Origin of the sequence: Nocardia jiangxiensis NBRC 101359 (assembly GCF_000308615.1) — a bacterium.
Classification (GTDB): Bacteria; Actinomycetota; Actinomycetes; order Mycobacteriales; family Mycobacteriaceae; genus Nocardia; species Nocardia jiangxiensis.
This window is the reverse complement of the sequence record NZ_BAGB01000041.1, coordinates 876,991-903,367: the sequence shown is the minus strand read 5'-3', so window position 1 is coordinate 903,367 and position 26,377 is coordinate 876,991. Positions and strand designations below refer to the sequence as shown.

The 26,377-nt window shown below is 68.4% G+C and carries 22 protein-coding genes; 19 read left to right on the top strand and 3 right to left on the bottom strand.

Going from position 1 to position 26,377, the window contains the following annotated elements:
• Positions 1-288 precede the first annotated feature (288 nt).
• The 6 genes from ON40_RS18255 to ON40_RS56085 all read left to right on the top strand — a co-directional run bounded on the left by ON40_RS18255 (position 289) and on the right by ON40_RS56085 (position 7,106).
• A complete protein-coding gene (locus ON40_RS18255; RefSeq protein WP_218008809.1) occupies positions 289-729 on the top strand; it encodes a hypothetical protein in 441 nt (146 codons plus the stop codon).
• A gap of 90 nt (positions 730-819) precedes the next feature.
• Positions 820-3,996, top strand: coding sequence for an acetyl-CoA carboxylase family protein (locus ON40_RS18250; protein WP_040823878.1), 3,177 nt, complete (start codon positions 820-822; stop codon positions 3,994-3,996).
• 100 nt (positions 3,997-4,096) lie between these two features.
• Positions 4,097-4,720, top strand: a complete 624-nt coding sequence (locus ON40_RS18245; RefSeq protein ID WP_051193224.1) for a TetR/AcrR family transcriptional regulator — start codon at positions 4,097-4,099, stop codon at positions 4,718-4,720.
• Positions 4,721-4,760: 40 nt separating this feature from the next.
• Positions 4,761-6,290 (top strand): cellulase family glycosylhydrolase, encoded by a 1,530-nt coding sequence (locus ON40_RS18240; RefSeq protein ID WP_157186330.1) that lies wholly within the window; start codon positions 4,761-4,763, stop codon positions 6,288-6,290.
• Positions 6,291-6,417: 127 nt separating this feature from the next.
• Entirely contained in the window at positions 6,418-6,921 is a 504-nt protein-coding gene (locus ON40_RS54675; protein WP_040823872.1) for a hypothetical protein, read from the top strand.
• 17 nt (positions 6,922-6,938) lie between these two features.
• Positions 6,939-7,106: an alpha-L-rhamnosidase C-terminal domain-containing protein gene (locus ON40_RS56085; RefSeq protein WP_373281921.1), complete on the top strand. Its 168-nt coding sequence runs from the start codon at positions 6,939-6,941 to the stop codon at positions 7,104-7,106.
• Between the two features lie 196 nt (positions 7,107-7,302).
• Here ON40_RS56085 and ON40_RS18230 read toward each other — a convergent pair whose 3' ends face one another.
• A complete protein-coding gene (locus ON40_RS18230) occupies positions 7,303-8,007 on the bottom strand; it encodes an alpha/beta fold hydrolase (protein WP_218008808.1) in 705 nt (234 codons plus the stop codon).
• A 102-nt stretch (positions 8,008-8,109) separates the two neighbouring features.
• The gene (locus ON40_RS18225) at positions 8,110-9,351 is read right to left on the bottom strand and encodes a cytochrome P450 family protein (RefSeq protein WP_051193223.1); all 1,242 of its coding nucleotides are present in this window, start codon (positions 9,349-9,351) and stop codon (positions 8,110-8,112) included.
• Positions 9,352-9,703: 352 nt separating this feature from the next.
• Between ON40_RS18225 and ON40_RS18220 the strand changes: the two genes are divergently transcribed.
• Positions 9,704-10,531 carry a mycofactocin-coupled SDR family oxidoreductase gene (locus ON40_RS18220; protein ID WP_040823870.1) on the top strand — a complete coding sequence of 276 codons (828 nt, stop codon included), beginning with the start codon at positions 9,704-9,706 and terminating at the stop codon, positions 10,529-10,531.
• A 21-nt stretch (positions 10,532-10,552) separates the two neighbouring features.
• Here ON40_RS18220 and ON40_RS18215 read toward each other — a convergent pair whose 3' ends face one another.
• Positions 10,553-11,749, bottom strand: coding sequence for an acyl-CoA dehydrogenase family protein (locus ON40_RS18215; protein ID WP_040823867.1), 1,197 nt, complete (start codon positions 11,747-11,749; stop codon positions 10,553-10,555).
• Positions 11,750-11,955: 206 nt separating this feature from the next.
• Between ON40_RS18215 and ON40_RS18210 the strand changes: the two genes are divergently transcribed.
• The 12 genes from ON40_RS18210 to ON40_RS18155 are packed head-to-tail and all read left to right on the top strand — an operon-like array spanning position 11,956 to position 26,232.
• Entirely contained in the window at positions 11,956-12,915 is a 960-nt protein-coding gene (locus tag ON40_RS18210; protein WP_218008807.1) for a pseudouridine-5'-phosphate glycosidase, read from the top strand.
• The gene (locus ON40_RS18205) at positions 12,905-13,606 is read left to right on the top strand and encodes an HAD family hydrolase (RefSeq protein WP_157186328.1); all 702 of its coding nucleotides are present in this window, start codon (positions 12,905-12,907) and stop codon (positions 13,604-13,606) included. Before ON40_RS18210 ends, ON40_RS18205 begins: the two co-directional genes overlap by 11 nt.
• The gene (gene upp / locus ON40_RS18200; RefSeq protein WP_218008806.1) at positions 13,603-14,319 is read left to right on the top strand and encodes a uracil phosphoribosyltransferase; all 717 of its coding nucleotides are present in this window, start codon (positions 13,603-13,605) and stop codon (positions 14,317-14,319) included. The genes ON40_RS18205 and upp overlap by 4 nt, the downstream gene beginning before the upstream one ends.
• A gap of 17 nt (positions 14,320-14,336) precedes the next feature.
• Positions 14,337-18,068 carry a non-ribosomal peptide synthetase gene (locus tag ON40_RS18195; RefSeq protein WP_157186327.1) on the top strand — a complete coding sequence of 1,244 codons (3,732 nt, stop codon included), beginning with the start codon at positions 14,337-14,339 and terminating at the stop codon, positions 18,066-18,068.
• On the top strand, positions 18,055-18,285 hold the full coding sequence (locus tag ON40_RS18190; RefSeq protein WP_040823864.1) for a tautomerase family protein: 231 nt from the start codon (positions 18,055-18,057) through the stop codon (positions 18,283-18,285). Before ON40_RS18195 ends, ON40_RS18190 begins: the two co-directional genes overlap by 14 nt.
• Positions 18,285-19,532, top strand: coding sequence for an MFS transporter (locus ON40_RS18185; protein ID WP_051193220.1), 1,248 nt, complete (start codon positions 18,285-18,287; stop codon positions 19,530-19,532). Before ON40_RS18190 ends, ON40_RS18185 begins: the two co-directional genes overlap by 1 nt.
• Before the next feature lie 3 nt (positions 19,533-19,535).
• Positions 19,536-20,723, top strand: coding sequence for a questin oxidase family protein (locus tag ON40_RS18180; RefSeq protein WP_051193219.1), 1,188 nt, complete (start codon positions 19,536-19,538; stop codon positions 20,721-20,723).
• A 44-nt stretch (positions 20,724-20,767) separates the two neighbouring features.
• A complete protein-coding gene (locus tag ON40_RS18175) occupies positions 20,768-21,598 on the top strand; it encodes a nitroreductase family protein (protein WP_051193218.1) in 831 nt (276 codons plus the stop codon).
• Positions 21,599-21,616: 18 nt separating this feature from the next.
• Positions 21,617-22,645 (top strand): BMP family ABC transporter substrate-binding protein, encoded by a 1,029-nt coding sequence (locus tag ON40_RS18170; RefSeq protein ID WP_040823861.1) that lies wholly within the window; start codon positions 21,617-21,619, stop codon positions 22,643-22,645.
• Positions 22,646-22,652: 7 nt separating this feature from the next.
• Positions 22,653-24,170 carry an ABC transporter ATP-binding protein gene (locus ON40_RS18165; RefSeq protein WP_040823859.1) on the top strand — a complete coding sequence of 506 codons (1,518 nt, stop codon included), beginning with the start codon at positions 22,653-22,655 and terminating at the stop codon, positions 24,168-24,170.
• Positions 24,167-25,315, top strand: coding sequence for an ABC transporter permease (locus ON40_RS18160; protein WP_040823857.1), 1,149 nt, complete (start codon positions 24,167-24,169; stop codon positions 25,313-25,315). Before ON40_RS18165 ends, ON40_RS18160 begins: the two co-directional genes overlap by 4 nt.
• Positions 25,312-26,232 (top strand): ABC transporter permease subunit, encoded by a 921-nt coding sequence (locus tag ON40_RS18155; protein WP_157186326.1) that lies wholly within the window; start codon positions 25,312-25,314, stop codon positions 26,230-26,232. The genes ON40_RS18160 and ON40_RS18155 overlap by 4 nt, the downstream gene beginning before the upstream one ends.
• The last annotated feature ends 145 nt before the right edge of the window (positions 26,233-26,377 follow it).

Sequence of the window (26,377 nt, the reverse complement as noted above, 5' to 3'; positions counted from 1 at the left end):
GGGTCGATGTCCGGGGCCATGACGTCTCCTGGAGCTGAAAGCTGAGTGTAGATATGTAGAGAATGATCGATTCGAGTACCAGACTCCCACCGCAGGCTATCGCTGCACCCGGGACGAGCCGCGGAACGTATGCCAGGACCGCCGAGCGGCGCAGCACGATCACGCGGGCGGTGCTGGACCTCGTCCTGGAGAAGGGGCACGGCGGTGTGACCACGGCCGAGACCGCGGCGCGCGCAGATCAGCGAGGCGACGGTCCTCTATCACTTCCCGACCCGCGACCACCTGCTGGTGGCGGCGTTGCGGCTGGCGTTCGACGAGGACGACGAACGACTCTCCTCCGGGCAGCCCGATGTGGATCTGGACGGGTTGCGCCGCTACGTGATCGGCGGCGACCGGGAAGTCGCGCTGCTGTACACGATGCTCGCCGGGCACACCGGCACACCCGGTCATCCGGCCCGGGAGTTCTTCGCCGAGCACTATGCGCAGGCGCTGGAGCGCTGGAGCGCGATCATCGCCGCGCGTCAGCAGGCGGGCCTGGCGCATCCGGGGATCGACGCGGCCGAGGCGGCACGGCAGTTCCTGGCGGCGTGGACCGGATTGCGCACGCAGTGGCTGATCGATCCGGGCTTCGACCTCGGGGAGTCCGTCGTCACCGCGTTCCGGCGATTGACCGGTGAGAATGTGATGGATCTGCGGCGGGTTCTGCTGGATCCGGTCGGCGGATTGTGAGTCGTCCTGCCGGGCAGCGGGTTCGGCACGCATCCTTCGGGAAGATCACCCCGGGCCGCGCCCTCGGTGCGGGGATGCGAGGCTGAGGGCATGCGTGTTGCAGTGGCCAACAGGGGCGAGATCGCGGTCCGGATCGTGCGGACCGCTCGCGAATGCGGATATTCGACGCTGGTGCTGCACACCGCCGAGGAATCCGCCGCACTGCCCGCCCGGCTCGCCGACGAGGCGGTCGCACTGCCCGGCAGCGGCGCCGCGGCCTACCTGGACATCGCCGCGGTGGTGTCCGCGGCGGGCCGGGCGGGGTCCGGTGCTCTGGTGCATCCCGGATACGGATTCCTCAGTGAGAGCGCCGATTTCGCGACCGCCTGCGCGTCGGCCGGTCTCGTGTTCGTGGGGCCCTCGCCCGAGGTGTTGCGGATTTTCGGCGACAAGGTCGCCGCGCGGGCCGCGGCCGAGGCGACCGGAACCGCCGTACTGCCCGCCACCACCGCCGAAGCCGGGCTGGACGCGATCGCCGCGCTGCTGGCGGATCATCCGGACGGGGTGATGATCAAGGCGGCCGCGGGCGGTGGTGGCCGCGGCATGCGGTCGGTGCGCGATCCCGGCGAGCTCGCCGAGGCATACGGACGATGCCGCGCCGAGGCCCTGGCCGGATTCGGTGACGACGCCGTCTATGCCGAGGCGCTGGTGACCGGTGTGCGGCATGTGGAGGTGCAGATCGTCGCGGACGGGCAGCGCGCGGTCGCGCTCGGCGACCGGGACTGCAGTGTGCAGCGTCGTCGGCAGAAGGTGTTCGAAGTGGCGCCCGCGCCGAATCTGTCTGCGGCGCTGCGGGAACGGCTGCATCGCGATGCGGTGGCCATTGCGGAATCGGTGCGGTGCCGCGGGGTGATCACGGTCGAATTCCTGGTTCGCGGTGACGATGCGTGGTTCCTCGAGGTGAATCCGCGTCTGCAGGTGGAACATACGGTCACCGAGGAGGTGTGCGGGGTCGATCTGGTCGCGATCGGGTTCGAGCTCGCCCTCGGGCGGACGCTGGCGGATCTGGAACTGCCCGGGGCCGCGCCGCGCGGATTCGCGGTGCAGGCGCGGGTGAATGCCGAAATCGTCGGTGCGGGTGGTGATCTGCTGCCGAGCACCGGAATCCTGACCCAGTTCGGCGCGCCCACCGGCCCCGGGGTCCGGGTGGACACCGCGGCCTGTCCGGGGATGCGGCAGAGTGCGCGGTTCGATTCGCTGCTGGCCAAGATCATCACCCGAGGCTCGTCGTACCCGGCTGCGCTGCAACGGTGTTCGGATGCGCTCGCGGAGACGACCATTGCCGGGGTGGACACCAACGCCGCGGTGTTGCGTGCCGCGTTGGACGAACTGCCGCGCACCGAGTCGGTGGACACCTCCTGGTTCGAGCAGAACCTCGATCGATTGCTCTCCCGCGCAGCCGATTACGCGCCGCAACCACAGGTGCACGCTGCTGTGGCGACCGCGGTCGAGGCCGTGCTCGACGAGGACGAGCAGGCGCTGCGCAGTCCGATGGGCGCGACCGTGGTGAGTCTGGCCGCGCCCGGTTCCGTCCTGCCCGCCGGTGCGGAAGTGGCCGTGCTGGAGGCGATGAAGATGCAGCACGTGGTTCGCGCGGACACCTCGCTGCGGGTGCTGCGGCAACTGGTCGAGCCCGGTGATGTCGTCGATCCGCACGCGGCGCTGCTGAGTTGGATCGAGGCCGACCACGACGGTGCGGACGTCGCCGCCTCGGTGGTGGATCTGGACGCCGAGCGCGCCGATCTCGCCGAGGTACGGGCCCGGCACGAGAACACCTGTGACGCACATCGTCCCGCCGCCGTGGCCAAGCGGCACAAACTGGGTCGGCGCACGGCCCGGGAGAACATCGTCGACCTGGTCGACGCGGACAGCTTCATGGAATACGGCGCGCTCACCATCGCCGCGCAGCGCGCCCGGCGCAGTGCCGAGGACCTCATCGCCAACACCCCCGCCGACGGCCTCGTCGCCGGGGTCGCCACCGTCGACGCGGCCCGGTTCGGCGTGGATCGGGCGCGGGTGGTGGTGATGTCCTACGACTACACGGTGCTGGCGGGCACCCAGGGTGTGCGCAATCACGCCAAGACCGATCGGATGCTGCATCTGGCGCAGGAACAGCGGCTGCCGGTGGTGTTCTTCACCGAGGGCGGTGGCGGGCGGCCCGGCGACACCGACCACGGCTGCATCTCGATGCTGGATGTCACCACGTTCCGCGTGATGGGTGAGCTGTCCGGAAAGGTTCCGCTGATCGGCATCGTGTCCGGGCGCTGTTTCGCCGGAAACGCTGCGCTGCTGGGGATGTGCGACGTCGTGATCGCCACGCCCGATGCCAATATCGGCATGGGTGGGCCGGCCATGATCGAGGGCGGCGGGCTCGGGGTGTACGCGCCGGAGGACATCGGGCCGATCGAGGTGCAGCGCCGTAACGGGGTGGTGCACCTGGTCGCGGCCGACGAGGTCGAGGCGGTCGATCTGGCCCGCCGGTATCTGGCGTATTTCCAAGGGGCCGTGGACGACTGGGAGGCTCCGGATCCGCGGTTGGCGCGGCATGCGGTGCCGGAGAATCGGTTGCGCGCCTTCGAAATCCGGTCCGTGATCGAAGCCGTCGCGGACCGCCGATCGGTGCTGGAGTTGCGCCGCGACTGGGGCGTGGGCGTGGTCACCGCCCTGTGCCGGTTCGAGGGCCGTCCCTTCGGGCTGATCGCGAACGACTGCCACCACCTCGGCGGCGCGATCGACGCACCGGCCGCCGACAAACTCGGCGCATTCCTGCGGCTGTGCCAGGCCCACGGCCTGCCGATCGTATCTCTGTGTGACACACCGGGATTCATGGTCGGCCCCGAGGCGGAGAAGGATGCCACCGTCACCCGGTTCAGCCGCCTGTTCATCGACTCGGCCGCACTCACCGTCCCGTTCGGCACCGTCATCGTCCGCAAGGGCTACGGTCTGGGCGCACAGGCCATGGCCGCCGGGTCGTTCCGGGCGCCCCGCTTCGTGATCGCCTGGCCCACCGGGGAAATCGGCGGCATGGGTCTGGAAGGCGCGGTCCGCCTCGGCTTCGCCAAGGAACTGGCCGCCATCGAAGATCCCGAGGCTCGCCAATCCGCCTTCGACCACCTCGTGGCCGCCGCCTACGACAGCGGCAGAGCGCTCACCGCGGCCACCGTGGGCGAACTCGACGACGTCATCGACCCGGCCGACACCCGCCGCTGGATAGCCACCCTGCGCTGAGTTGCTGGACCGAGCGATCGCGTTCGGGGTTTCCAGGGGGCGGGGAAGCGTTTACCATCGCTACCTACTAAGTACTTAGTAAGTAGCGGAGGGATGCGGGATGAGCGGGGCCGCGGCTGTGACGGGCGGGCGGGTGCGTCGAGAGGATCGGCGTGCGCAGATCCTGGCGGAGGCCATTCGGATCATCGGGCGGCGGGGGTATTACGGGTTCAGCGTCCAGGAGTTGGCCGATGGGTGTGGGCTGACCGTGGCGGGGGTGCTGCATCACGTCGGGACCAAGGAGAAGTTGCTGATCGCGTTGTTGGAGGAACGGGATCGGCGCGATACCGAGGCGGTCATCGAGCAGCTCGAGCAGGAGCTCGGCAGAGCCCCGACCGTGGCGGACGCTCGACGAGCGTTGCGTACTGTCGTGGCGCGCAACCGGACTCAGCCCGAGATCGTGCGGCTGCACACGATGCTGCGCAGTGAATCGCTGTATCGCGAACATCCGGCCCACGAGTACTTCCGGAATCGTGAGACGCAAGTGCTCGATGCCTTCACCCGGCTGGTCGAGGGGCTCGGGTTGCCGGGTGAGCCGCGGTCGGTCGCGCGCCATCTCATCGCCACCATGACCGGCCTGGAAGAACAGTGGCTGCGTAGTCCTGACGACATCGACCTGGTCGCCGAATGGGATCAGGCCGTGGCTCGGATCCTGCCCGCCTCGTCGGAAGCCCGGATTCGGTGACATGCGGTCTCCCGTGATCGCATCGAGAGAAGGAGAACGCATGCGAGTGCACGACTTTCGTCCCGGCAGATGCCGGGATGCGTCTACCCGGACGGGGCTGCGTCGTCCCTGGGTGGTCGCGCTCCTGCTGATGGTGCTGGCGGTGGCGGCCGTGCCGCCGAGCGCGTCGGCGCAATCGCCGCGCCCGCCCGCTCGGGCGGGAAAGTGGCTGGTCGACGATCAGGGGCGGGTCATCTCGGTGCACGGGGTGAATCTGGTCCGCAAGACCGCGCCCTACTATCCGGCCAACTTCGGTGAGCAGGACGCCGCACTGCTGGCGAGTGAGGGATTCGACGCTGCCCGAATCGGTTTCATCTGGGAAGCGGTGGAACCGCGGCCGGGGGTGTACGACGACGCCTACATCCGGCGGATCGTCGCGCTCAACGATCTGCTCGCCGCGCACGGCATCCGCACGCTCGTCGATTTCCATCAGGACGGCTGGAGCCGCTCGGCGGGCATCTCCCAGCTCGGCAACAGCAGCGGTGACGGCGCTCCGCAGTGGGCCACCCTCGGTGCGGACCCGCGCAACGCCCAGGACGATTTTCAGGCATTCTGGGACGACAAAGCCGCCGCCGACGGAATCGGCATCCAAACCCATTTCGTGCACGCGTGGCAGCACGTGATCCGGATGCTGAACGCCGGTTCCGGCCGGGCGAACATCGTGGGACTGGACCCGTTCAACGAACCGTATGCGGGCAGCGGCTACTCGTGCGAGCCGTTCCTGGCCTCGTGCCCCGCATTCGAACAGGGTGCACTGGCACAGTTTTACGGGCGGGTGATCACCGCGCTGCGCGGCACCGGCGACACGCACGTGATCTTCCCCGAATCCGATCCGAACACCGATGGCAGCACCGCCCTTCCGGCGCTGCCGGATTCGGCCGTGGGCCACAACTTCCACGCCTACTGCTTCCCGGTACTGGGCGCGGGAATCATCGGCGCACCCACTCCGCCGGGTTTCGACGTGGTCTGCCCGCCGCAGGAGAATCAGGCCGTCGCGGTCAACGCCGCGCGGGTCGATCGCACCGCCGAACCGGGATTCCTGTCCGAATTCGGCGCGAGTGATGTGAACACCGACAACGCCCGACTGGTCGATCTGGCCGACGAGCACTTCTGGTCGTGGGCCTACTGGGCCTATTACGTCTACCACCCGCAGGACCCGGCGAACTCCGATACCCAGGGCCTGCTGGTCGACGAGAGCAAACCGGCCTCGCAGGCCAACGCGAAACAGGCCAAACTCGACGCCCTGGCCGTGCCGTGGGCGCGCGCCATCGCGGGCACACCGTCGAAGTACCACTTCGACCGCGCCACTTCGACGATGACGCTGACCTATTCGACCGCCGCCGCGGCCGGCACGCATCTCACCTCCGGCGCTCGGACCGAGATCTTCCTGCCGACGCGGCACTATCCGCGTGGCTACGACGTCCGGGTGAACGGGGGAACCGTGGTCTCCGCGCCAGGGGCGCAGCTCGTGCAGATCGCCGCCACTTCCGGTGCGGCCCATGATGTTTCGGCGACAGTTACGCGACGCTGATCAGCGTCTTCGGTGCGGCGGCAGCCTCGGCACGGTTGTCGAGGCTGCCGCCGCCCCACCGCTGCGTCAGTAATATGTCCGGCAACGGAATTCGATACGGCAAGCTGCCGAATAGAGGACAGGACAAGTGCACGATGGGATTTCGGCCGTGGTGAGGCCGCGCAGTCAGCGATCATCGGTCGCGCACGCCTGCCGCGCACTGCTGATCACGGTCACCGCCGGTGCGGTCGGACTCGCCGGTGCGCCACCGGTTCTCGCGGAGTCGACGGGCTGGGAGAGTTATGTTCCGGCACCGGCTCGACCGTTCGTGACGCCGGTCGCGGTGACCTCGGTCGCCGGAGACGTCCGCGATCCGCAGGCGCTCGTGCGTGGTTCGGGCACGACGACGCTGACCAGGGCGCCGGGTGGACCCGCACCGGTGCTGCTGCTGGACTACGGCCGCGAGGTCGGCGGCGCCCCGCATTTCCAGGCCACCGGGGTTACCGGTACGCCCACACTGCACACCGCCTACAGCGAGTCCCGACGCTGGTCCACCGGTCCCACCTCGGCACTGAGCGATTACGTCCTCGGGATCACGCCCACCGAACCGGGATACCGTCGCTGGAACCTCACCCCGCATCGGGCGATCTGACCTGGGCGCGCTGTGCGGTGCCGACTCCGCACGGCCCGATCGCGGTGTTCTGGAACAGATCCGGGAAGCAGCTGAGGGTGACCGTGACGGCACCACCTGACACCACCGGCACCCTGCAGATCCCCGGCAATGGCCGCGCTCCGATCGAAATCCATTCCGGCACATACTCGATACCATTGGGATGATCCGGACTCGCTTGTCGGACAAGTCGGCCGATTGCCCGCGGCGATCGGAATCCCCAGCGCGCGTGGTGGATCGGCGTCGAGTTCGGTCGGTAACGGCCGGGATGGCTGCTTCGAGCGGCCGGAAGCTCGGCAGTTGGCGACGGAGTCGTACCCGCTGTTCCTGCCGAGCGACGGGATCGACAGTGCCTGTCCCGGATCAGATTCTGGTGAGGAGTGCGCGGACGGCGTCGGCCACGGTGGTCGGATCCTCGTGGACCGGGGTGTGGCCGGTGTCGAGGAGGTGGAATTGCGCGTTCGGGAGGGCGGCGGCGAGGTCGCGGCCGTGCGCGGGGTCGCGGGCGCGGTCGTAGCGGCCGTGTAACACCATGGCGGGCTGGGTGATTCGGGGTAGGTCGGCGGTCAGATCGAGGTCCCGCTGACTGGTCAGGACGTCGAGGACCGCTTGCCGGTCGACGGTCGCGGCCCAGGCCAGCAGGTCGGCGCGCAGGTGCGGGTCGGGTGGGGTGTGGAACGAGCGGTCCAGGACCGCGGCGCGCAGTTCCTCGCCCCAGTCGTCCCGGACCCGGGTGAGGATGGCCTCGACGTCACCGTGGCCGCGCATCTGTGCGCCGGTGTCGGCCAGCACCAGTCCGCGCACCACCGACGGATGGGCGATCGCGAGATGTAGTGCGATGGCCCCGCCCGTGGAATGACCACAGACCAGGACCGGTTCGTGATGGGTGTGCTCGATGTAGCGGGCCAGTCGGCCGGAGATCGCCGGAATGTCCCACGGGCCGGGTTCGGTCAGCCAGGAATACGGATCCACGCGCGGGCGGCCCGCCAGCTCCTGTGCCAGTAGGTCGAACACCGTTGGCGAGCACAGTGTCCCGGGCACCGCCACCATGGTCACCGCATCGCTCATGATCGGCAGTTTACCGACCGTGGTTCGTGCGGTTACGCGCGCGAGCTGCGGTTATCCGTAAAACGGGGCGCGCCATCATGATTCGGCCGCGACCGGAGGATGTCAGGGCAGATGTAGCGGCGCGCAGGCGGGGAAGGTGACCGGGAGATCGGCGAGGGTGCGGTGCAGTGCACCCGGACGCCAGGTCAGGGCGTCGGCCGGAACCGCGAGCCGGATATCGGGCAGGATGTCGAGCAGTTGTTCGATCGCGGCCTCGGCGATCGGGTAGGCGATGTGCCGCGCCGGACAGCTGTGCGGGCCCACACCCCATGCGAGGTGCGAGCGGTTTCCGGTGTGGTAGCCGCCACCGACGTCGGGATCGTTGTTGCAGCCGGCCAGGCTGATCACGACCGGCTGGTGCGCGGGTAACCACACGCCATCGATGAGGATGGGGTGGCGCGGATAGGTGACGCTCGCGTTGGGCAGCGGCGGATCCTCGAACAGGACCTGATCCAGGGCGTCCCGGGTCAGCAGGGCGCCGCCGAGCAGGCCGTCGGCGAATCTGTCGTCGGTCATGATCAGGCGCAGCGCGTTGATCACCAGGCTCTGCAGCGGTCCCATACCCACGCCGTAGATGGCCAGGACCTGATGCAGCATCTCCAGTTCGTCGAACCGCGCGGGGTGCTGCACCATGCGGGTGGTGATGTCGTCACCGGGCTGGTTCTGCTTGAGCTGCACCAGTTCCTGCACCGCCTCGGCGAACAGCCGATTGCCCTCCTCGGCGTCGGCGTCGGCATCGAAGACCGCCGCGGTGGCCGCGGCCGCCTTCCGGCTGATCTCCGGGGGACAGCCCAGCAGTTTGTTGACGATCTCGAAGGACAGCGGCGTGGCGTACTGGCTCACCAGATCGGCCGAGCCGTCCGAACAGAACGAGTTGACCAGCGAGACGGCCGTTCGCTCCACGAAGGTGTGCAGTGCGTTGACATTCACCGCGTCCAGAGCGGCCGTCGTGGCGGCGCGATAACGCGCATGTTCGGCGCCCGCGGTGCGAGGTGCGGCGGGGCGATACTGCAACACCGGAAGTACCGGGCAATCGTGCGGAACATTCTGCTGCCACATTCGCGGATCGGACGGAAAGTGCTCGGGATCGTTGAGAATTCGCAGTGCGGTGCGATAGCCCACCACCAGTGTGGCCGGGACACCCGGAGCCAGTTCCACGGGCGCCAGGGAGCCGAAACGATTACGCATTTCGCGATATGCGCGGTGCGGATCGGCGCTGAACTCCGCGGAGTGCAAGCTCACCCGCTGATCGTCGAATGGCGTGGGCGGCGCGACCCGCTGCGCGGGATCCGTGGGTGTGGACAAGAAAACTACTCCAGAGCTCGGTCGGTAACTTCACAGCGCAGACAGCCCTGGCGGGCTCCGTGCCCGTTCGGCTGAGGGTAGCCTCAGCATAGCTCCGTATTCGTTAGCGAGCATCCGGAAGATCTTCGGGCCGAGGCAGTTCGCGCTTTTCTTCGGTGGAATGTATTGCGTCCGTTGAAAACTGGGGTCGATGGGAATGGAATTCACAGCCGATACACAGATGATGCTGGCCGCCTGCCAATTACGGCCCGCGGACTCGGCCGGATTCGAAGGTCTCGACGTCTAATCCGGACATGTCATACCGTGGAGTCTGGTCGGCAACCATGAACATGTCGTGCGGAGGTGGGTAGTCATGGGCAAACTTGACGGCAAGGTAGCGTTCATCACTGGGGCGGGGCGGGGCCAAGGACGCAGTCACGCGATTCGTTTCGCCCGCGAAGGCGCGGACATCATCGCGATCGATACGACCGAGTCGGTGGACAGCGTCCCCTATGCGTTGTCCGATGCCGACGATCTGGCCGAGACGGTGCGTGCGGTCGAGGCGACGGGGCGTCGGATCGTGGCCCGGGACGCCGATGTTCGGGACTACTCGGCCCTGGCGGACGCGGTTCGGGAAGGGGTGAGCGCGTTCGGGCGACTCGATATCGTCGTGGCCAACGCGGGTATCTCCAGTCCGGCGCCGACGCTGGAAATGAGTGAGCAGACCTGGCAGGACATGATCGATATCAACCTGACCGGAGTCTGGAAGTCGTTGAAAGCCTCCGTTCCGCACATCATCGAGGGCGGCCGCGGCGGTGCGGTGGTCATCACCAGCTCGCTGGCCGCCATGCACGCCAACGAGAACACCGCCCACTATTCGGCGTCCAAGGCCGGTCTGGTCATGCTGATGAAGGTGATGGCGAAAGAACTTGCCCCGCACGATATCCGGGTGAACACTGTGCATCCGACCACGGTGGCCACGGAGATGATTCTCAACGACGCCACCTATCACCTGTTCCGGCCGGATCTGGAGAATCCGGGGCGGTCCGATTTCGAGGAGGCCGCCCGCACCCTGAACCGGCTGCCGGTCGCGGCGCTGGAGCCGGAGGACATCACCGACACCGTGCTGCACCTGGTGTCCGACCAAGCGAAATTCGTCACCGGCACAGCGCAATTGATCGACGCCGGTGGAGCACTGTGATCGCTGCGTCGAGGAGTGTGCTCAGGCGCGAGGTTCGAGGTCCTCGGCGGCGCTGTTGAGGAAGCTGCGCGGCGCGGCGCCGTTGACGGTGTGATCACCGATCAACGCCGCCTTGTAGACGGCCGGATTGTGTGAGGACACCGTGCGAGCGTTGCGCCAGTGCCGATCCAGGGCGAGACCGGATTTCACGGCGCCGGCACTACCCGCGTCGAACAGATGCCAGATCGCCGCGCCCGCGAGTTCGGTGTTGACCACCTGGGTGGCCGCGGAATCCAGCAGAATGCGCTGTGCCTGCTGTGCCGAAGGGGCCGTGTGGAATTCGTCGAGCGCATCGGCCAGGAGCAGAACATTGGCGCGGGCGGTATAGGCCTTGCTCCATACTTCCCCGACGATCTGCAGCACCTGCGGATCACCGGACGGGTCGGGGGTGGAGGCCAGCGGGTAGGAACGGGTGCGGCCCCGCACCAGGGTGGCCAGATCGTCGGCGGCGGCCCGGGTGATGCCCGCCTGGGTGGCGGAGTGGACGAATTGGTAGAACGCCTCCATGTAGTCGTTTGCCAGCGGATTGCGATGGTGCAGAAGGTATTCCGGGTCGACGCGCACGTCGTCGAAGACGGCGGTGCCGCTGGCGGTCAGGCGCTGGCCGAAGCCGTCCCAATCGTCGACGATCGTGACGCCGGGAGCGTCGCGCGAGACGATCGCGGAGACGAATTCGCCCTTCTCACGCACGAGGACGTTCAGCCAGTTCGCGTACAGACTGCCGGTCGTGTAGTACTTGCGGCCGGTGAGCAGGTAGTGGTCGCCGGATCGGCGCAGTCCGGTGCTGAGTGTCGACAGATTCGTGGTGTTCAGCTCCGCCCCCGCCGGTCCGAAGAACTGGCCCGCCGCGGCGGCGCGCAGCAGCCTCTCGCGTGCCGGGCCCGGGGGAGTGAAACGCAGGATCTCGGTGAGTCCGAGGTGGCCGCGGAAGATCTGGGCCAGATTGGAGTCACCGGCCGCGATATCGATCAGCACCTCGGCGAGAACTCGCACGGGCGCTCCGGTGCCACCGAACTCCACCGGGACCCGCAGCGCTCCGGCCCCGGCGTCGAGCAGTTGCCGTAATTGCTCGGTCGGCAGGATGTGCTCGGCATCGCGAATCACCGACTCCGCGGCAAGATCTCGCGTCACGGCGGCGATCGCCGCCAATCGGCCGGGCAGTTCGTCGACAGCGGTCATCGGCCTCTCCGATCGTGTGCACAGCGGGCGGGAATCGGCGCATCGACCCGATGCCCCCACGAAAGATGTACTGGGCCAGAGATTTTGCGACAAGAAATATGTTCACGGTGGTCGCAAAGGTGGGACCGGGCAGCCGCGCGGCACACCATGAGAGGCGGACAGGGGGTCGCAGAACCCCGCTCACCGCTGCGAAGGACGTCATCCACGTGCCGGATATCGCTGCTGTCGAATCACCGTTGTTCCGCGTCGCCGACGAGGTCCGTGACGCGCTGATCCGGGGCCTGCCCGTGGTGGCCCTGGAGTCGAATGTGGTCGCCCACGGCTTCGGCCCGCCCGGCAACCTCGCCGTGGCGCGCGAGGTGGAACAGGCTGTGCGGACCGGTGGGGCGGTGCCCGCCACCATCGCCATCGCCGACGGGCAGTTCCTGATCGGTTGCAGTCCAGGCGAACTCGAGGCCATCGCCACCGCGGGCCGGAGCGCGGCCAAGGTGACCAGTCGTGACATCGCGGTGGCGCTGGCGAGTGGCTCACTCGGCGCGACATCGATCTCGGCGACCATGGCGATCGCCGATCGAGCCGGAATAGCCACGGTGGCCTCCGCGGGGCTGGGCGGTGTGCACCGCGGCGCGCAGACCAGCTTCGACATCTCCGCGGATCTGACCGAATTGGCGCGCACCCGGCTGATCGTGGTGTGCGCGGGAGTCAAGAAGATCCTGGACGCGGGGCTGACCCTGGAATTCCTGGAGACCCAGGGCACCCCGGTGATCGGCTACCGATCCGGTGAGTTCCCGGCGTTCTACTGCCGCGAGAGCGGTTTCCGCACCCAGGTGCGCTTGGACTCGCCGCGCGAGATCGCCGAGGTGGCCGGATTGCACCTGGAATTCGGTGGATCCGGATCCGTGCTGGTCACCCACCCGATTCCGGCGGCCGACGCGCTCGACGGCGACCGGATCGAGGCCGCGATCGGGCAGGCATTGGCCCGTGCCGAGCGCGAGCGGGTCACCGGTCCGGCCGTGACCACCTTCGTGCTGCGCGCGGTCGACGAGGTGACCGGCGGCGCCGCCGGGGCCGCGAATCGCGCGGTGCTGATCAGTACGGCCGCGGCCGCCGCCGAGATCGAATCCGCCCGTGCCGCTCTCGTACGAGGAGTTCCTGATGCCCGCTGAAATACATACTTCCGCAGTGCTGTTCGATCTGGACGGCACCCTGCTGGATACGCCCGGCGCTATCGCCGAGCAGTTCGTGCTGGCCGTCGAGGCCGTGACCGGGGTCGACCCGGGTGTCGGTGCGGCGCGCCGGCTGGTCGGGCGGCCACTGCTCGAGATGGCCGCCGAACTGTCCGGATCGTCTGTGGATTCGGTTACCGCGCAAACGGTTTCGGAGGAATACCTGACCCGGTACCGCGAGGTGATCGTGCCCGAGGCGGCCGATCTGTTGTTCCAGGGCGTGCTGGGCGGGCTGAGCCGTCTCGCCGATGCCGGGCTGGCGCTGGCGGTGGTGACCAGCAAGAAACATGCCAGCGCCGAACTGATTCTGGAGTCGGCAGGCATCCGTGATTCCTTCGCCGCCGTCGTCGGGGCCGACGATGTCGAATATCCCAAACCTCATCGCGCGAGCGGAGATCTGGCGCTGACCACACTCGGGCTGACCGAGATCGGGCCCGCGGGCGCGGTGGTCGGCGACACCGTGGCCGATATCGAATTGGGCCACGCGCTGGGCGCATTCACCGTAGGAGTGACCTACGGGGTGCACACCACTCACCAGATAGCTTCCGCCGCAACGGATCACGTGGCACACACCTTCGACGACGTGGTCGACACCCTACTCATTCGAAATCGAAAGCGAGCCAGGCCATGACCACCTGGACCCGTCCGGACATCGGACCGGTCGATCTCGACCGGTACCTCGACACCACCGTGTTCGTCCTGCCTCCCACGCCCGGTCTGATCGCCCTGCACACCCAGGCCCGTGATGCCACCGCCGGTCAGGAGCAGTTCGTCCGTGCCGCCGGGCGCATCATCCGGCTGCTGCTGGAAACCGCGCTGTCCCATCTGGATCACCAGCCGCATGCGGTGGCCACACCCACCGGCTTCGTCTTCGAGGGGGTGCGCGCGGTACAGCCGGAGTTGTACGCGGTGACGATTCCCCGGGCCGGGGACGCGCTGGAGATCGGGTTGCGCGAGATTCGGCCCGACGCCCGATTCGGCAAGATCCTGATTCAGCGCGACCCGGTCACCAAACACCCGACGCTGCTGTATCGCAAGCTGCCGCCGGATATCGCGGGTCGGCAGGTGCTGCTGCTCGATCCGACCATCGCCACCGGCGGCACCTTGCTGACCGCGATCAACGAGCTCGTGGCCGCCGGGGTGGAGGAGTCGGACATCCTCGTGGTGAACGTGCTGACCTGCCCCGAAGCCCTGGCCACGGTGCTGTCGCGACGGCCGGACATCCGGATCGTCACCTCGCACATCGACCGAACCCTGACCGATCAGGCATTCATGCAGCCGGGTATCGGCGACTTCGGCGACCGATATCACGGCACGGTCGCCACCGCGACCGACACGGCCTGAGGGGAAGCGTGCATACCGTGGACAATCTCGTCGATCTCTTCGCCGAACGCTTCGCCGCGACGCCGGATGCCGTTGCTTGCGTCGATGATCGGGAAATCCTGGACTATCGGCAGCTCGTGGCGCGCTCTGCCGCCGCGGCAGCGTCCCTGCGCGCGGCCGGGGTACGGCCGGGTGACACGGTGGGCGTGCTGCTGAATCCGTCGGTGCGGCTCGTCGTCGCGGTCTGGGCGATCCTGCGCGCCGGGGCCGCGTATCTGCCGCTGGCGGTGGATTATCCGGCCGAGCGGCTGGCGTACATGGCGAACGATGCCGAATCGACGCTGGTGCTCACCGACGCCGAGACCGACGAGCAGGCCCGGCGAATCCTGCCGTCACGGGCACGCACCCTGCGCGTGGACGCGCCGCACGCGGAACCGCCATCGGCACAGGCGAATTCGGTCGATCCTGCCGCTCCCGCCTATTCGATCTACACCTCCGGCACGACCGGCTCGCCCAAGGGCGTTGTCGTACCGCATCGGGCCATCGCCCATCAGCTCGGCTGGCTGCGCACCGAACTCGGACTCGGTCCCGGCGCGCGCGTCCTGCTGAAGACGCCGGTGAGTTTCGATGCCGCGCAATGGGAGCTGCTCGCCAACGCTGTCGGCGCGACGGTGGTCATCGCGCCCGCGGGTACCCACGCCCGTCCCGACGCGATTCTGGACCATGTTGTGCGACAGCGCATCACGATCCTGCAGTGCGTGCCCACCGTCTGGTCCGAACTGGCCGATGCGCCCGCCGCCGGTCGGAGCGACTCGCTGCGCACGATCGTCAGCGGCGGTGAGGCGTTGCCGGGTACGGTGGCGCGCCGAATGCGGGCGGCGTTCCCGCAGGCACGGGCGGTTAACCTCTACGGCCCTACCGAAACCACCATCAACGCGACGTGGTTCGATTTCACCGGCATCGATCCGGCGCGAACCGCGGTGGTTCCGATCGGCCGTCCCGTGGACGGCTGCCACCTGCTGGTGCTCGACGAGTCGGGTGCTGCGGCGGCCGAGGGCGAGTTGCTGATCGGCGGGATTCAGCTGGCCGACGGATACCGCAATCGTCCCGAGGTGACCGCCGAGCGATTCGTCCGGCGCGGAGCCGAACGCTGGTACCGCACAGGGGATCTGGTGCGCTACAACGCCGACGGCGACCTCGAGTTCCTGGGGCGCACCGACGATCAGGTGAAGGTCAACGGCCACCGCATCGAGACCAACGAGGTCCGATTCTGGATCGAATCGCATCACTGGGTTCGCGCGGCGGCGGTGGTGCCCTGGCAGAGCGCCCGCGGCACGACACAGCTGGCCGGATTCGTGGAACTCGATCCGGAACAGGCGCCGCTGATGGATCAGGGGGTCGCCGGTCGACATCACCGATCCAAATCGACTCGCACCCAGGTGACGGCCCAATTGTCGGATCTGGGGATCCGTCCGGTCGGCACGGAGCCGCACGTCGCGCTGCCGGGCGCCGAACCGACCGCCGAACAACGGCGGCGAGTGTTCGCCCGCAAGACCTATCGCACCTTCGATACCGCGCCGATCTCGCTCGAACACATCGAAGCGCTGCTGTTCCGGTGGCGGGAGATCGAACCGGTGCGCGGTGCGGGGGCGCCGGATCTCGCGGGACTGGGCCGACTGTTGCGCTGGTTCGGGCCGTTCCGCAGTCCGGATCGGTTGCTGCCCAAGTACTCCTACGCCTCGCCGGGTGCGTTGAACGCCACGCAGATCTACCTCGAGACCGGTGGACTGACCGGTATCGCGGCCGGGGTCTACTACTTCCATCCGTTGCGGCATGCGTTGTATCGGGTGGCGGACACCGCCCGGACCGATACACGATTACATCTGGTCGGCCTGCCGCAGGTGATCGAATCGGTCTACACCACCAACGTCCGGGAGGTGCTGCAGTTCGAGGCCGGACATCTGCTCGGGATGCTGGACGAGGTCGCAGCCGAATCAGGCTGGCAGGTGAGTTCGGTTGCCGTGGAACCGGTTTCCGGCGTCACCGAGGGGGTGGTGACCGCGTCGGTGCAGCTCGGCCATGCGCCGGAACCACAACCCGATTCGCCCGTCACCGCCTGGGTGCAGGTGCACGGCCGGCGCAGCCCGGATCGGCACGGAATCTACCGATTCACCGGTGCGGGAGCGAGTTTCGTCACCGAGCAGAAGATCGAACGCCGCCACGTGGTCGCGATCAATCAGCGCAGTTACGACGAATCCGGATTCGCGGTCCTGCTCACCACCACACCGCAGGCCGGATGGGCCGGATTCACCGCGCTCGGCCGGGCGTTGGCGCATCTGCAGCAGCTCGGCAGCCGGGCCGGCCTGGGCCTGATGTCGGCCGGTTATGCCTCGCTGACCGGCCGGGACCTGCCGTCGGCGCGACGGCTGGACGACATCCTGGGCCTGCGGTCGCTGAGTTATCTCGCGCTGGCCGGGCCGGTCTCCGAGCAGCAACTCGCCGCGACCGGAATGACCGAGGACACCGTGCACATGCGCGGGCCGGAGGAACTGCTCGCCGACGATCTGCGAGCGGTGCTGCCCGCGGCCATGGTTCCTGCGACGATTCATCTGCTGGACCGGATTCCGCTGTCGCGGAACGGGAAACAGGATCGCACCGCGCTGTCGCGGCTGGCGGCCGAACTCGTCGTCACCGAACGCGCGGTCGATCCGCCCGTCGGCGAGCGGGAGCGTGCCGTGGCGCGGGTGTGGTCGGAGGTGCTGGGCTACGAACCGGTCTATCGCGGTGACGATTTCTTCGCCCAGGGCGGCAATTCGATGTCGGCACTGCGCCTGATCCGGCTGCTGGCCGAACGTCTCGGGGTCACCCTCGCCGTGCAGGCCCTGTTCCGGCATCCGACCCTGGCCGAGTTGGCCGCCGCCACAGCGGAATCCGCGCCGTCGCGGGCGGACCGGCTGCAGCGGTTGGCCGGTACCGGCTCGGCGGTCGCGACCATCCTGTGGCCCGGACTGGGCGGCTACCCGATGAGCCTGCGCGCCCTGGCCGGTGAGCTGGCCCAGGACGGCCACACCGTGTACGGGATGCAGGCCCGCGGCCTGAACGCCGGTGAGCTTCCGCACCGCGATCTCGCCGCCCTGATCGCCGACGATCTGGAGGAGGTGCGGCGGATCCGGCCCAGCGGGCCGCTGCGGCTGGTCGGATACTCCTTCGGAGCCCGGATCGCCGCCGAGGTGGCCCAGCGCCTGAGCGCGGCGGGACGTTCGATCGAGGCGCTGGTCCTGATCGCCCCCGGCTCGCCGGTGCTGCCCGGACTGCCCGACGACGGCGAGGTCGATTACGCCGCACGATATTTCAAACGGGTCCTGGCCTCGGTGTTCACCGGCCGGATCGATCCGCTGTTCGGGACCGAACTCGACGCCGGGGTCACCACCCGCGAGCAGTTCCTCGATCTGATCACCGCGCGGGTTCCCGGGTTCGGGCGCGCGATGGCCGAACGGATCGTCGCGGTGGTCGAGCACACCTACCGGTTCCGGTCCGAACCCACCGGTATCGATCCGGATCTGCTGGACCGCAGCGTCTTTCTGCGGGCGCGCGGTGACGGACCGAGTTTCGCCGACATCCCGGTCGTGCCGCTGCGGGAGCGGATCCGGCCGGTGGGCAACCTGCCCTATCGCCACTACGAGATCGTGACCGCCGGTGCGCTCGACATCGCCGCCGCGGTTCTGGAACACCGGATGAGCCAGGAGTTGATACCGCATGCCGCACGTTGAGATCTCCCATTTCCCAGCAGAATTGGCCGAGCCGGTCAGACAGCGGCTCGAACAGGACCTGGTCGCCGCGGTGACGCGGGCGTTCGAGGTCCGTGCCGGTGCGGTGTCGATCGGTCTGGCGCCGGTCGATCCCGACGACTGGTCCGCGCGGATCTACCGGCCCTTGATCACCGACCGGGCGGACGGCGCCGCGCTGCTGCGATCGCCCGACTACTGATGACGGCTCCGGGCTCGGCTGCCGTGCGGCCGGTGACATTCGCGGCGCTGTTGGTCGTCGTCGGCGTGACCGCGCTGAACCTTCGGCCGGGCATCACCGCGGTGGGGCCGGTGCTCGACACGGTGACCGCGCACTACGGCGCGGGCGCGACTACGGCGGGAATCATCACCGCCGCACCGGTTTTCGCCTTCGCGATCACCAGCCTGCTCGCGCCGCTCGTGCTGTCCCGGACGTCCGTGCGGAACGAGCTGCTGGCCTCCCTCGCGCTGATCGGAATCGGGCTCGCGGTGCGGCCGTGGGCGGATCTGGCCGTGTTCGTGGGTGGCACCTTCCTCGCGGCGATCGGGGTCGGGCTGCTGGCGGTACTGCTGCCGGTCGTGGTGCGCGGCAGTGGTCGGACCGGAGTTCTGGTGGCCACCTTCACCACCGCGTTGCAGGCCGGTGCGGCAATCGGATTCGCCGCCGTGGTCCCGCTGACGCATGCGGTGGGCGGCTGGCGGTGGGCGCTGACGCTGTGGGCGCTGTTCGCGGCAGCGGGCGTCGTCGCGGTGTGGCGCTCGGGCCTGGGCATGGCGGAATCCCGCGCGGAAAGTGTTCGGCGAGAGGGGAATCCGATCGTCGTCCTGCGCCGAATGCGCAGTGCCGGGCTGGCCCTGTTCTTCGGTCTGCAGGCGATGGTCGCCTTCGTGGTGATCGGCTGGCTGCCCTCGGTGCTCGAGGACGCCGGAGTGAGCGCGAGCGCGGCGGGCGGATATCTGGGGCTGCTCACCTGCCTGGGTGTGCCGATCAGTCTGCTGGTGCCGCCGCTGGTCGCGGCCTCGGCGCATCCCGCGCGCTGGCTGGCCGGATTCAGCGTGTGCACGGTGGCGGGAGTGCTGGGGTTCCTGGTCGCCCCGGCCGCGGCTCCGCTGCTGTGGTCGCTGGTGCTCGGTGTGGGACTGTCGGTGTTCTCCCTGGCGCTGGCGGTGGTGACGGTGCGCGCGGGCAGCACCCCTCGGCCGATCGAATTCTCCAGTGCTGTACAGGGAGTCGGGTATCTGATCGCCGCCATCGGCCCGTATGCGGTCGGTGTGATCCGGCGATTCGCCGACGGCTGGGCGGTACCGCTGGGCGTGCTGCTGGCGATCGCGGTGCTGCAGACGATCGTCGGAGCCGCTTGTGGACGTGCCGTGGAAAGTACTGCGGCGGAACCGGATACGAACAGATCGGCTCGGACCGTTCCGGACGATCGAAAAGAGAGGCGGTGACCCGTGCCTGCCGATACCGTGGCGAGCGTTGCGGATCTGCTCGATGACCGTAGCCATCACATCGAATTCAACGGACATCTCACCAATCACGTCAAACACGCGGTGATCGCACTGGCCGAACTCGGTGCGCCCGAGGCGTTGATCCGCGACTACCACAAGAATTACGCACAGCTGACCGCGTACGGATTCCCGCTCGAACCCGCCCGCTCCTCGCCCGGGGTGATCTACTCCGGCAACTGGCGGGAATTCCTCGGGCAGCGAGTGCATTTCGCCGCCTACTGCGGATTCTTCGACGCGGAGATCGCCCGGCTCGGCACCACCGCAGCGGTGGCGCGCTACACGCCGGAACTGTTGCGCGGCTGGATCGGCGCGTTCACCCATGCCGCGATCCACCTCGGCTGGGCGGTGCACGCCGAACATCCCGGCATGATTGCCGAAGCCCTTGCCTACCTCGCGTTCTCGTTCGTTCCGGTGGTCGACGAGGCGCGTCCTCCGGCAGGTGAGCCTGCGGCGGGACCGTGGGACGCGCTGCTGGAGCTGAGCCGCAGCTGGGCCGAGGACGATACCTTCGGCACCACCGTGCGGAACGTCCTGTCGGACACCGACGCGGTGACCCGACTGCATCCCGAACTCAACCGCTCCGGACTGCAGGCCCGGGTCGCCGCCGTCGCACACAGCGGCATCGGCGAGCTGGCAGCCGAATCTGTCTGGGCGGCAACGCTACCCCCGCAGACACGCCAAGCCGAGGTGCGTCGCGCGGTCACCCTGCTGTATCTCGCCGAGCCCGGCGACTTCGTGGTGCTACACCTGATCACCTCCCTGTTCGCGGTCGAGGTGCTGGCCCGGACACTGGACTCCGAACCGGCCACCGCGCGGCTCTACGACCTGTACTGGGCGGGGGCGCGGATCATCTTGGCGGCCGAGCGGAAGATCCCGCAGCCGGAGAAACTGCGCGACCTCGCGGAGCTGTACCCGGAGAACGGCCGGGACCATTCGAATTCCGCCGCAGCCGAATTCGACGTCATCGCGCGTCGATCCTGGCTCGAGGAGGAGGAGCACAACCCCAAACTGGTCTTCGTCCTGCGGCAGTGGTGGAACCAGCTGGGCTGGAACGCCTACCGCCATGCCGCGGGGCAGTTCACCCGGACTCCGGAACTGCCGCCGAGTTTCGAAGAACCACCCACCGAATGAGCCTGCCCGCACCGCAATCCGATCGAATGAACAGGAAAATACCCGTGACCGAGGTGATCTCGACCGAACTGCAACGGCAGCTCGACAAACGATACGGCCCCGACGCCCCGCGCGCCGGGACGGTGGACAATCCCACGCTCGAGGTGCTGCTGCGGCACCGCACGGTGCGGCGCTTCCTGCCCGGCGTGATCGAGGAGAACGAGCTGGCGCTGATCCTCGCGGCGGCGCAATCGGCCTCGACCTCGGCCAACTTCCAGTTCACCAGCGTGGTGGTGATCGACGATCCGGCGGTGCGGGCCCGGCTGGCGGAGCTGGCCGGTAATCAGCAGCTGATCCTCGACGCGGCGGTATTCCTGGTCTGGGTGGCCGACTGGTCGCGCAATATCGCCCTCGCCCGCGAACACGGGCACACCATCGAAGCGACCGGATATCTCGACAGTGCGATATCCAGCATCGTCGATGTGACCCTGTCTGCCCAGAACGCCGCGGTCGCGGCCGAATCACTGGGCTACGGAATCACTTTCGTGGGCGCGCTGCGCAACAACATCGATGAGGTGATCGGACTGCTGCGCCTGCCGGAGTGGACCTTCCCGGTGTACGGGCTGGCGATCGGCATTCCCGATCCGGCGGACCCGGCCGACGTCAAACCGCGGTACGGACAGAACGTCGTTGTGCACCGCAATGTCTACACCCCGCCCGCCGAGGCCGATATCGCCGACTACCTCGACCGGATCAACGGCTACTACCGCGAACAGGAACTGCCCGAGGACTGGGTGAAGAACCGGCTGGCGGGCCGGATCTCGACCAAGGAGAGCCTGCACGGCCGACAGGGGATCCGAAACACCTTCCACCGCCAGGGTTTCGAGCTGAGATAAGGCCACAGGAGAACAACGATGCACAGAATCAGCCCCATCGCCCGGACCGTCGCGGTCATCGTGGCCGCGCTCCTGCTGACCGGGATCGCGGGCTGCGGCGCGGAGGCCACCGGCTCGGGCGAGGAGATCATCTACATCACCGATGCGCCCATCGGACAGAACGAATTCCTGCAACTGGGCAAGACCGGCACCGAGCAGGCCGCGCGAACGCTGGGTGCGACCGCCCGCACCTACGAGAGCACCGACGAGCAGTCCCGCCGCTCGAATCTGGAGGCGGCCGTGCAGCGGCATCCGGCCGCGATCGTGTTGATCACCTACGAATTCAACGATCTGGTGAGCGAATTCGCCGACAAGTATCCCGACCAGCAGTTCGTCCTGGTGGATGCCTGCCCGGACAAGATCCCGGCCAACCTGCGCTGCGGCACGTTCAAGGAGTACGAACCCTCCTATCTGCTGGGTGTGGAAGCGGGACTGCTGGACCGCAGCGGACACATCGGCACGGTCGCGGCGCGGGATTCGGCCTTCTTCCATCGCTGGTCCGACGCCTTCGCACTGGGTGCGCACAGCGTGAATCCGCGGGTGAGCGACACCCAGCTGTTCGTCGGCGGCGACAACGCGGTCGGCGATCCGGCACGCTCGAAAGAGCTGGCGCTCACCGCGATCCAGTCCGGCGTCGATCAGATCTACGGGGTGACCGGCGGCGGTAACGGGGGTGTGTTCGAGGCGGCCGCGCAGAGTCACGTGCTGGCCTACGGCGTGGACGTCGATCAGTGCCCGCAGCAGCCGGGCGTGGTGGTGGACAACGCGATCAAACGGGTCGACAAGGTGATACTCGACCTGCTGACCCTGATCCACCAGGGCAAACCCGGCGGAACCTCGACCGCGTTCGGGCTGGCCGAGGACGGCTCCACCATCACCAGCCTGACTCCGCAGGCAGCCGCGAGCGGCTGCGCGATTCTGCAGCATCCGGACGTGCTGGCACAGGTGCGCACCGCGCGCGCGGACATCATCGCGGGTCGGATCACGATTCCGCACGCGGACAAGTGAATTCGCGATGCAAACGCTGACACTGGACGCGATCACCAAACGGTTCGGCCCGGTCCTGGCCGACGACGCGATCTCGCTGACCGTGCGCAGCGGCCGGATACTCGGACTGATCGGCGAGAACGGCGCGGGCAAGTCGACGCTGGTCTCGATCCTGTACGGACTGCACCGGCCCGATTCCGGGCGCATCCTGATCGACGGGCGCGAGGTGCGGTTCCGGTCCCCCGGCGATGCCATCGCCCACGGACTGGGCATGGTGTTCCAGCATTTTCAGCTGTTCGCCGACATGTCGGTGCTGGAGAACGTGGTGTACGGCGCGGAGCCGGGGCGATGGGGAGTGCTGGACCGCAAGGGGGCCGCACGTCGGGTGGCGGCCCTGGCGGCAGAGTACGGGCTGGAGGTGCCGCTGGACGATCCGGTCGGCGCGCTGCCGGTCGGGGTGTTGCAGCGGGTGGAGATCCTCAAGGCGCTGTATCGCCGCGCCGAACTGTTGATCCTGGACGAGCCCACCGGCGTGCTGACGCCCCCGGAGACCCGCGCGCTGTTCCGCGTCCTGCGCACGCTGGCCGACCAGGGGCACGCGGTGCTGCTGATCACCCACAAACTCGACGAAATCGCCGCTGTCGCAGACGAAGTCGTGGTTCTGCGGGACGGTCGCCGAGTGTTCGACGCCGAGGTCGGCGCGACCACCCCGGCGGAACTGGCCCGGCATCTGACCGGGCGCGAGGTCGACCTGCGGCCACGCCGTGCGGTGCGCCCGCCCGGCGATCCCGTGCTGACCGTCGAGCACGTGGTCACCACGGGCGCCGGCCGGGCCGCGCTGGCCGGGGTGTCGCTGACCGTGCGCTCGGGGGAGATCGTCGGGGTCGCGGGTGTGGCGGGCAACGGCCAGGAGACGCTGGCCGCGATCGTCGCCGGAGCGCGCGTCCCGGATTCCGGCACGGTCACCCTCGGCGCTTGCGACGTCACCACCTGGGACAACGCCCGTCGCCGCGATGCCGCGCTGGCCCATATCCCCGAGGACCGCAACAGCGCGGGCGTCGCGCTGGACGCCAGTGTGATCACCAATCTGACCGCCGGATTCCATCGCCGCGCACCGCTGGGCGCACACGGCCTGGTGAGCCCGCGGGCCATGCGCGCGCATGCGCGAGAGCTGGTCGTGCGCTTCGGAATTCGGGTCGCCGACCCGACCGCGGCGGTGCGCGGACTGTCCGGGGGCAATGTGCAGAAACTGGTGGTGGCGCGCGAGCTGGCGCATCGGTCGCCGTTCCTGCTGGCCGAACAGCCCACGCGCGGAATCGATCTGGGCGCGATCGAATTCGTCTATCGGCAACTGGACGAGTACCGGTCCGACGGGGGAGCGGTGCTGCTGATCTCGAGCGAGCTGAGTGAACTACTGGCCCTGGCCGATCGGATCGTCGTGCTGACCGACGGGAGCATCGTCGGTGAATTCGCCGCTACCGACGCCGATCCCGAGCGGATCGGCGCATTGATGGCGGGTACGGCGATCGCGGCGGAACCGCTATGACCGTGGCGGCGGGCGTGGTGCGTCGGCTCCGGAATTCGGGGGCGAGCGTCGCGGACCGGACGGTCGCGGTGGTGGTGACCATCGTGGTGACCGCCGCGCTGTTCGCGCTCACCGGTCATGATCCGATCGCGGTGTACCGCAGCATGTTTCAGGGCGCGCTGGTAGGGCCTGGGCTGGTGACGACGGTGCAGCGGACCGTCGTGGTGGTGGGGCTGAGTCTGGGGTTGTCGTTCGCGTTCCGGGCAGGACAGTTCAATCTCGGTGCGAGCGGGCAGTTCGTCCTGGGCGGAGCGGCGGGTGCGGTGGTGGCGCTGTACTGCCCGGGGCCCGGCTGGGTGGTCGTGGTACTCGCGCTGGCTGCGGCGACGGTGGCGGGCGCGGTGCTGGCGGCAGTGCCCGCGGTGTTGTTCACCGGATTGTCCGCGCCGGTATTCGCGACCTCGTTGCTGCTGAACTATCCGGTGCTGTCGCTCACCTCGTATCTGATCACGGTCTGGTTGAAGGATCCGTCCTCCGATCTGGAAGCATCCCGGCCCATCTCGGTCGATCGGCGGATCCCCGCCCTCGCCCCGTCGCACTCGGGTTCGGGACAATTCCTGGAATCCGTTTTCGGACAACGGAATCTGCTGACGCTACTGGGTTCCGAACTGAACTGGTCGCTGCTGGTGGTCGCGGGGATCCTGGCCGTGGTCCTGGTGATCGAGCGACGCTCGGCACTGGGCTTCGAAACCGGGCTGATCGGGCTCAATCCGCGCATGGCCGCCGCGGTGGGCATCCGCACCGCCCGCGCGATCGTGCTGGCGCTGGCGCTCGGTGGTGCGATCGCTGGAGTGATGGGTGCGCTGGTGGTGCTCGGCTCGCACTATCGGCTGATCGATGGCGCGCTGGACGGCACCGGATACCCGATCACGGCCCTGCTGGTGGTCATGTTGGCGCGCAACAGCTCGATCGCGGTCGTGGTGGTCGGGTTCGCGTTCACTGCGATCGGCGTGGGCGGGCAGGAGGTGGAGCGGGATTACGGCCTGTCCTCGTACATGTCCACCGTCGTGCAGGCACTGGTCGTCTTCCTGGTGTCGATGCGCCTGACCACGTGGCGGCCGCGATGGGGCCGGGCCGGGACGCCGGTCGAAATGGTGGAATCGTGAACCTTCCGGGATTGCTGATCTCGTCCGCGGTGCTGGCCGCCGTGGTGCGCGGCCTGGTGCCGCTGGTACTGCTCGGGCTGGGCGGGCTGATCTGTCAGCGCGCCGGGGTGTTCAATGTCGCGCTGGAAGGTGTGCTGCTCACCGGCTGCTTCGCCGCGGTGGCGGGTAGTGCGTGGTCCGGTAGCGCACTGGTCGGGGTGCTCGCGGCAGCCGCGGCAGGAGTACTGGTCGCCTTCGCGCTCGCGGCCGGATCGGTTCGCCGTCGCGGTGATCCGCTCGTACTGGGCACCGCACTGAATATCGTGGTGTCCGGGCTGACCACCTTCCTGCTGCAGGCGATATTCCATGTGCGGGGCACTTACCAGCGCCCGGACCTGGCCCGGCTGCCGCACTGGTTCGCCGGGGTCTCGTTGCCGTGGATCGGTCCCGCCGCCGCCGCGCTCAGTCCGCTGGGATGCCTTGCGCTTCTCGCGGTTCCGGCCGTGCACGGATTCCTGCGGCACACGGTGCCGGGTATGCGATTGCGCGGTGTCGGCGCCGATGCCGCCGCCGCGGAATCACTCGGCATCCGCCCCGACCGCTACCGCTTCGCGGCCCTGCTCGTCGCGGGGCTGCTCGGCGGTCTGGCCGGAGCGGAATTGTCGTTGGGCGCGGTGGCCCTGTTCACCGAGAACATGTCGGCCGGTCGAGGCTGGGTCGTCGTGCTGGTCCTGCTGATCGCCGCTGGTCGCCTGCGCGTCCTGCTGCTGACTCTCGTCGTCTACGCCTATGCCCAGGCCGTCGGCTTCCGCCTGCAGACCGTCGGCCTGCCGATGCAATTATCCGACGCCGCACCGTATCTGGCGATGATCGCGGTACTCGTCCGCGCCGGTCTGCGCACTCGGTGGCGGAAATCCGCACCGGCACCGGCTGATTGAGCTACGTTGTCGACTGAGTGGTCCCGACGCCGATTCGGTGGGCGGGCACCCGGTGGGAGACCACGCCCGGACTCGGCCGAGCGGGACGGCATTGCGCCACATTGCTGAGCGTCGGGGAGTCGGTGGCGGTCTGCGACCATCTGGT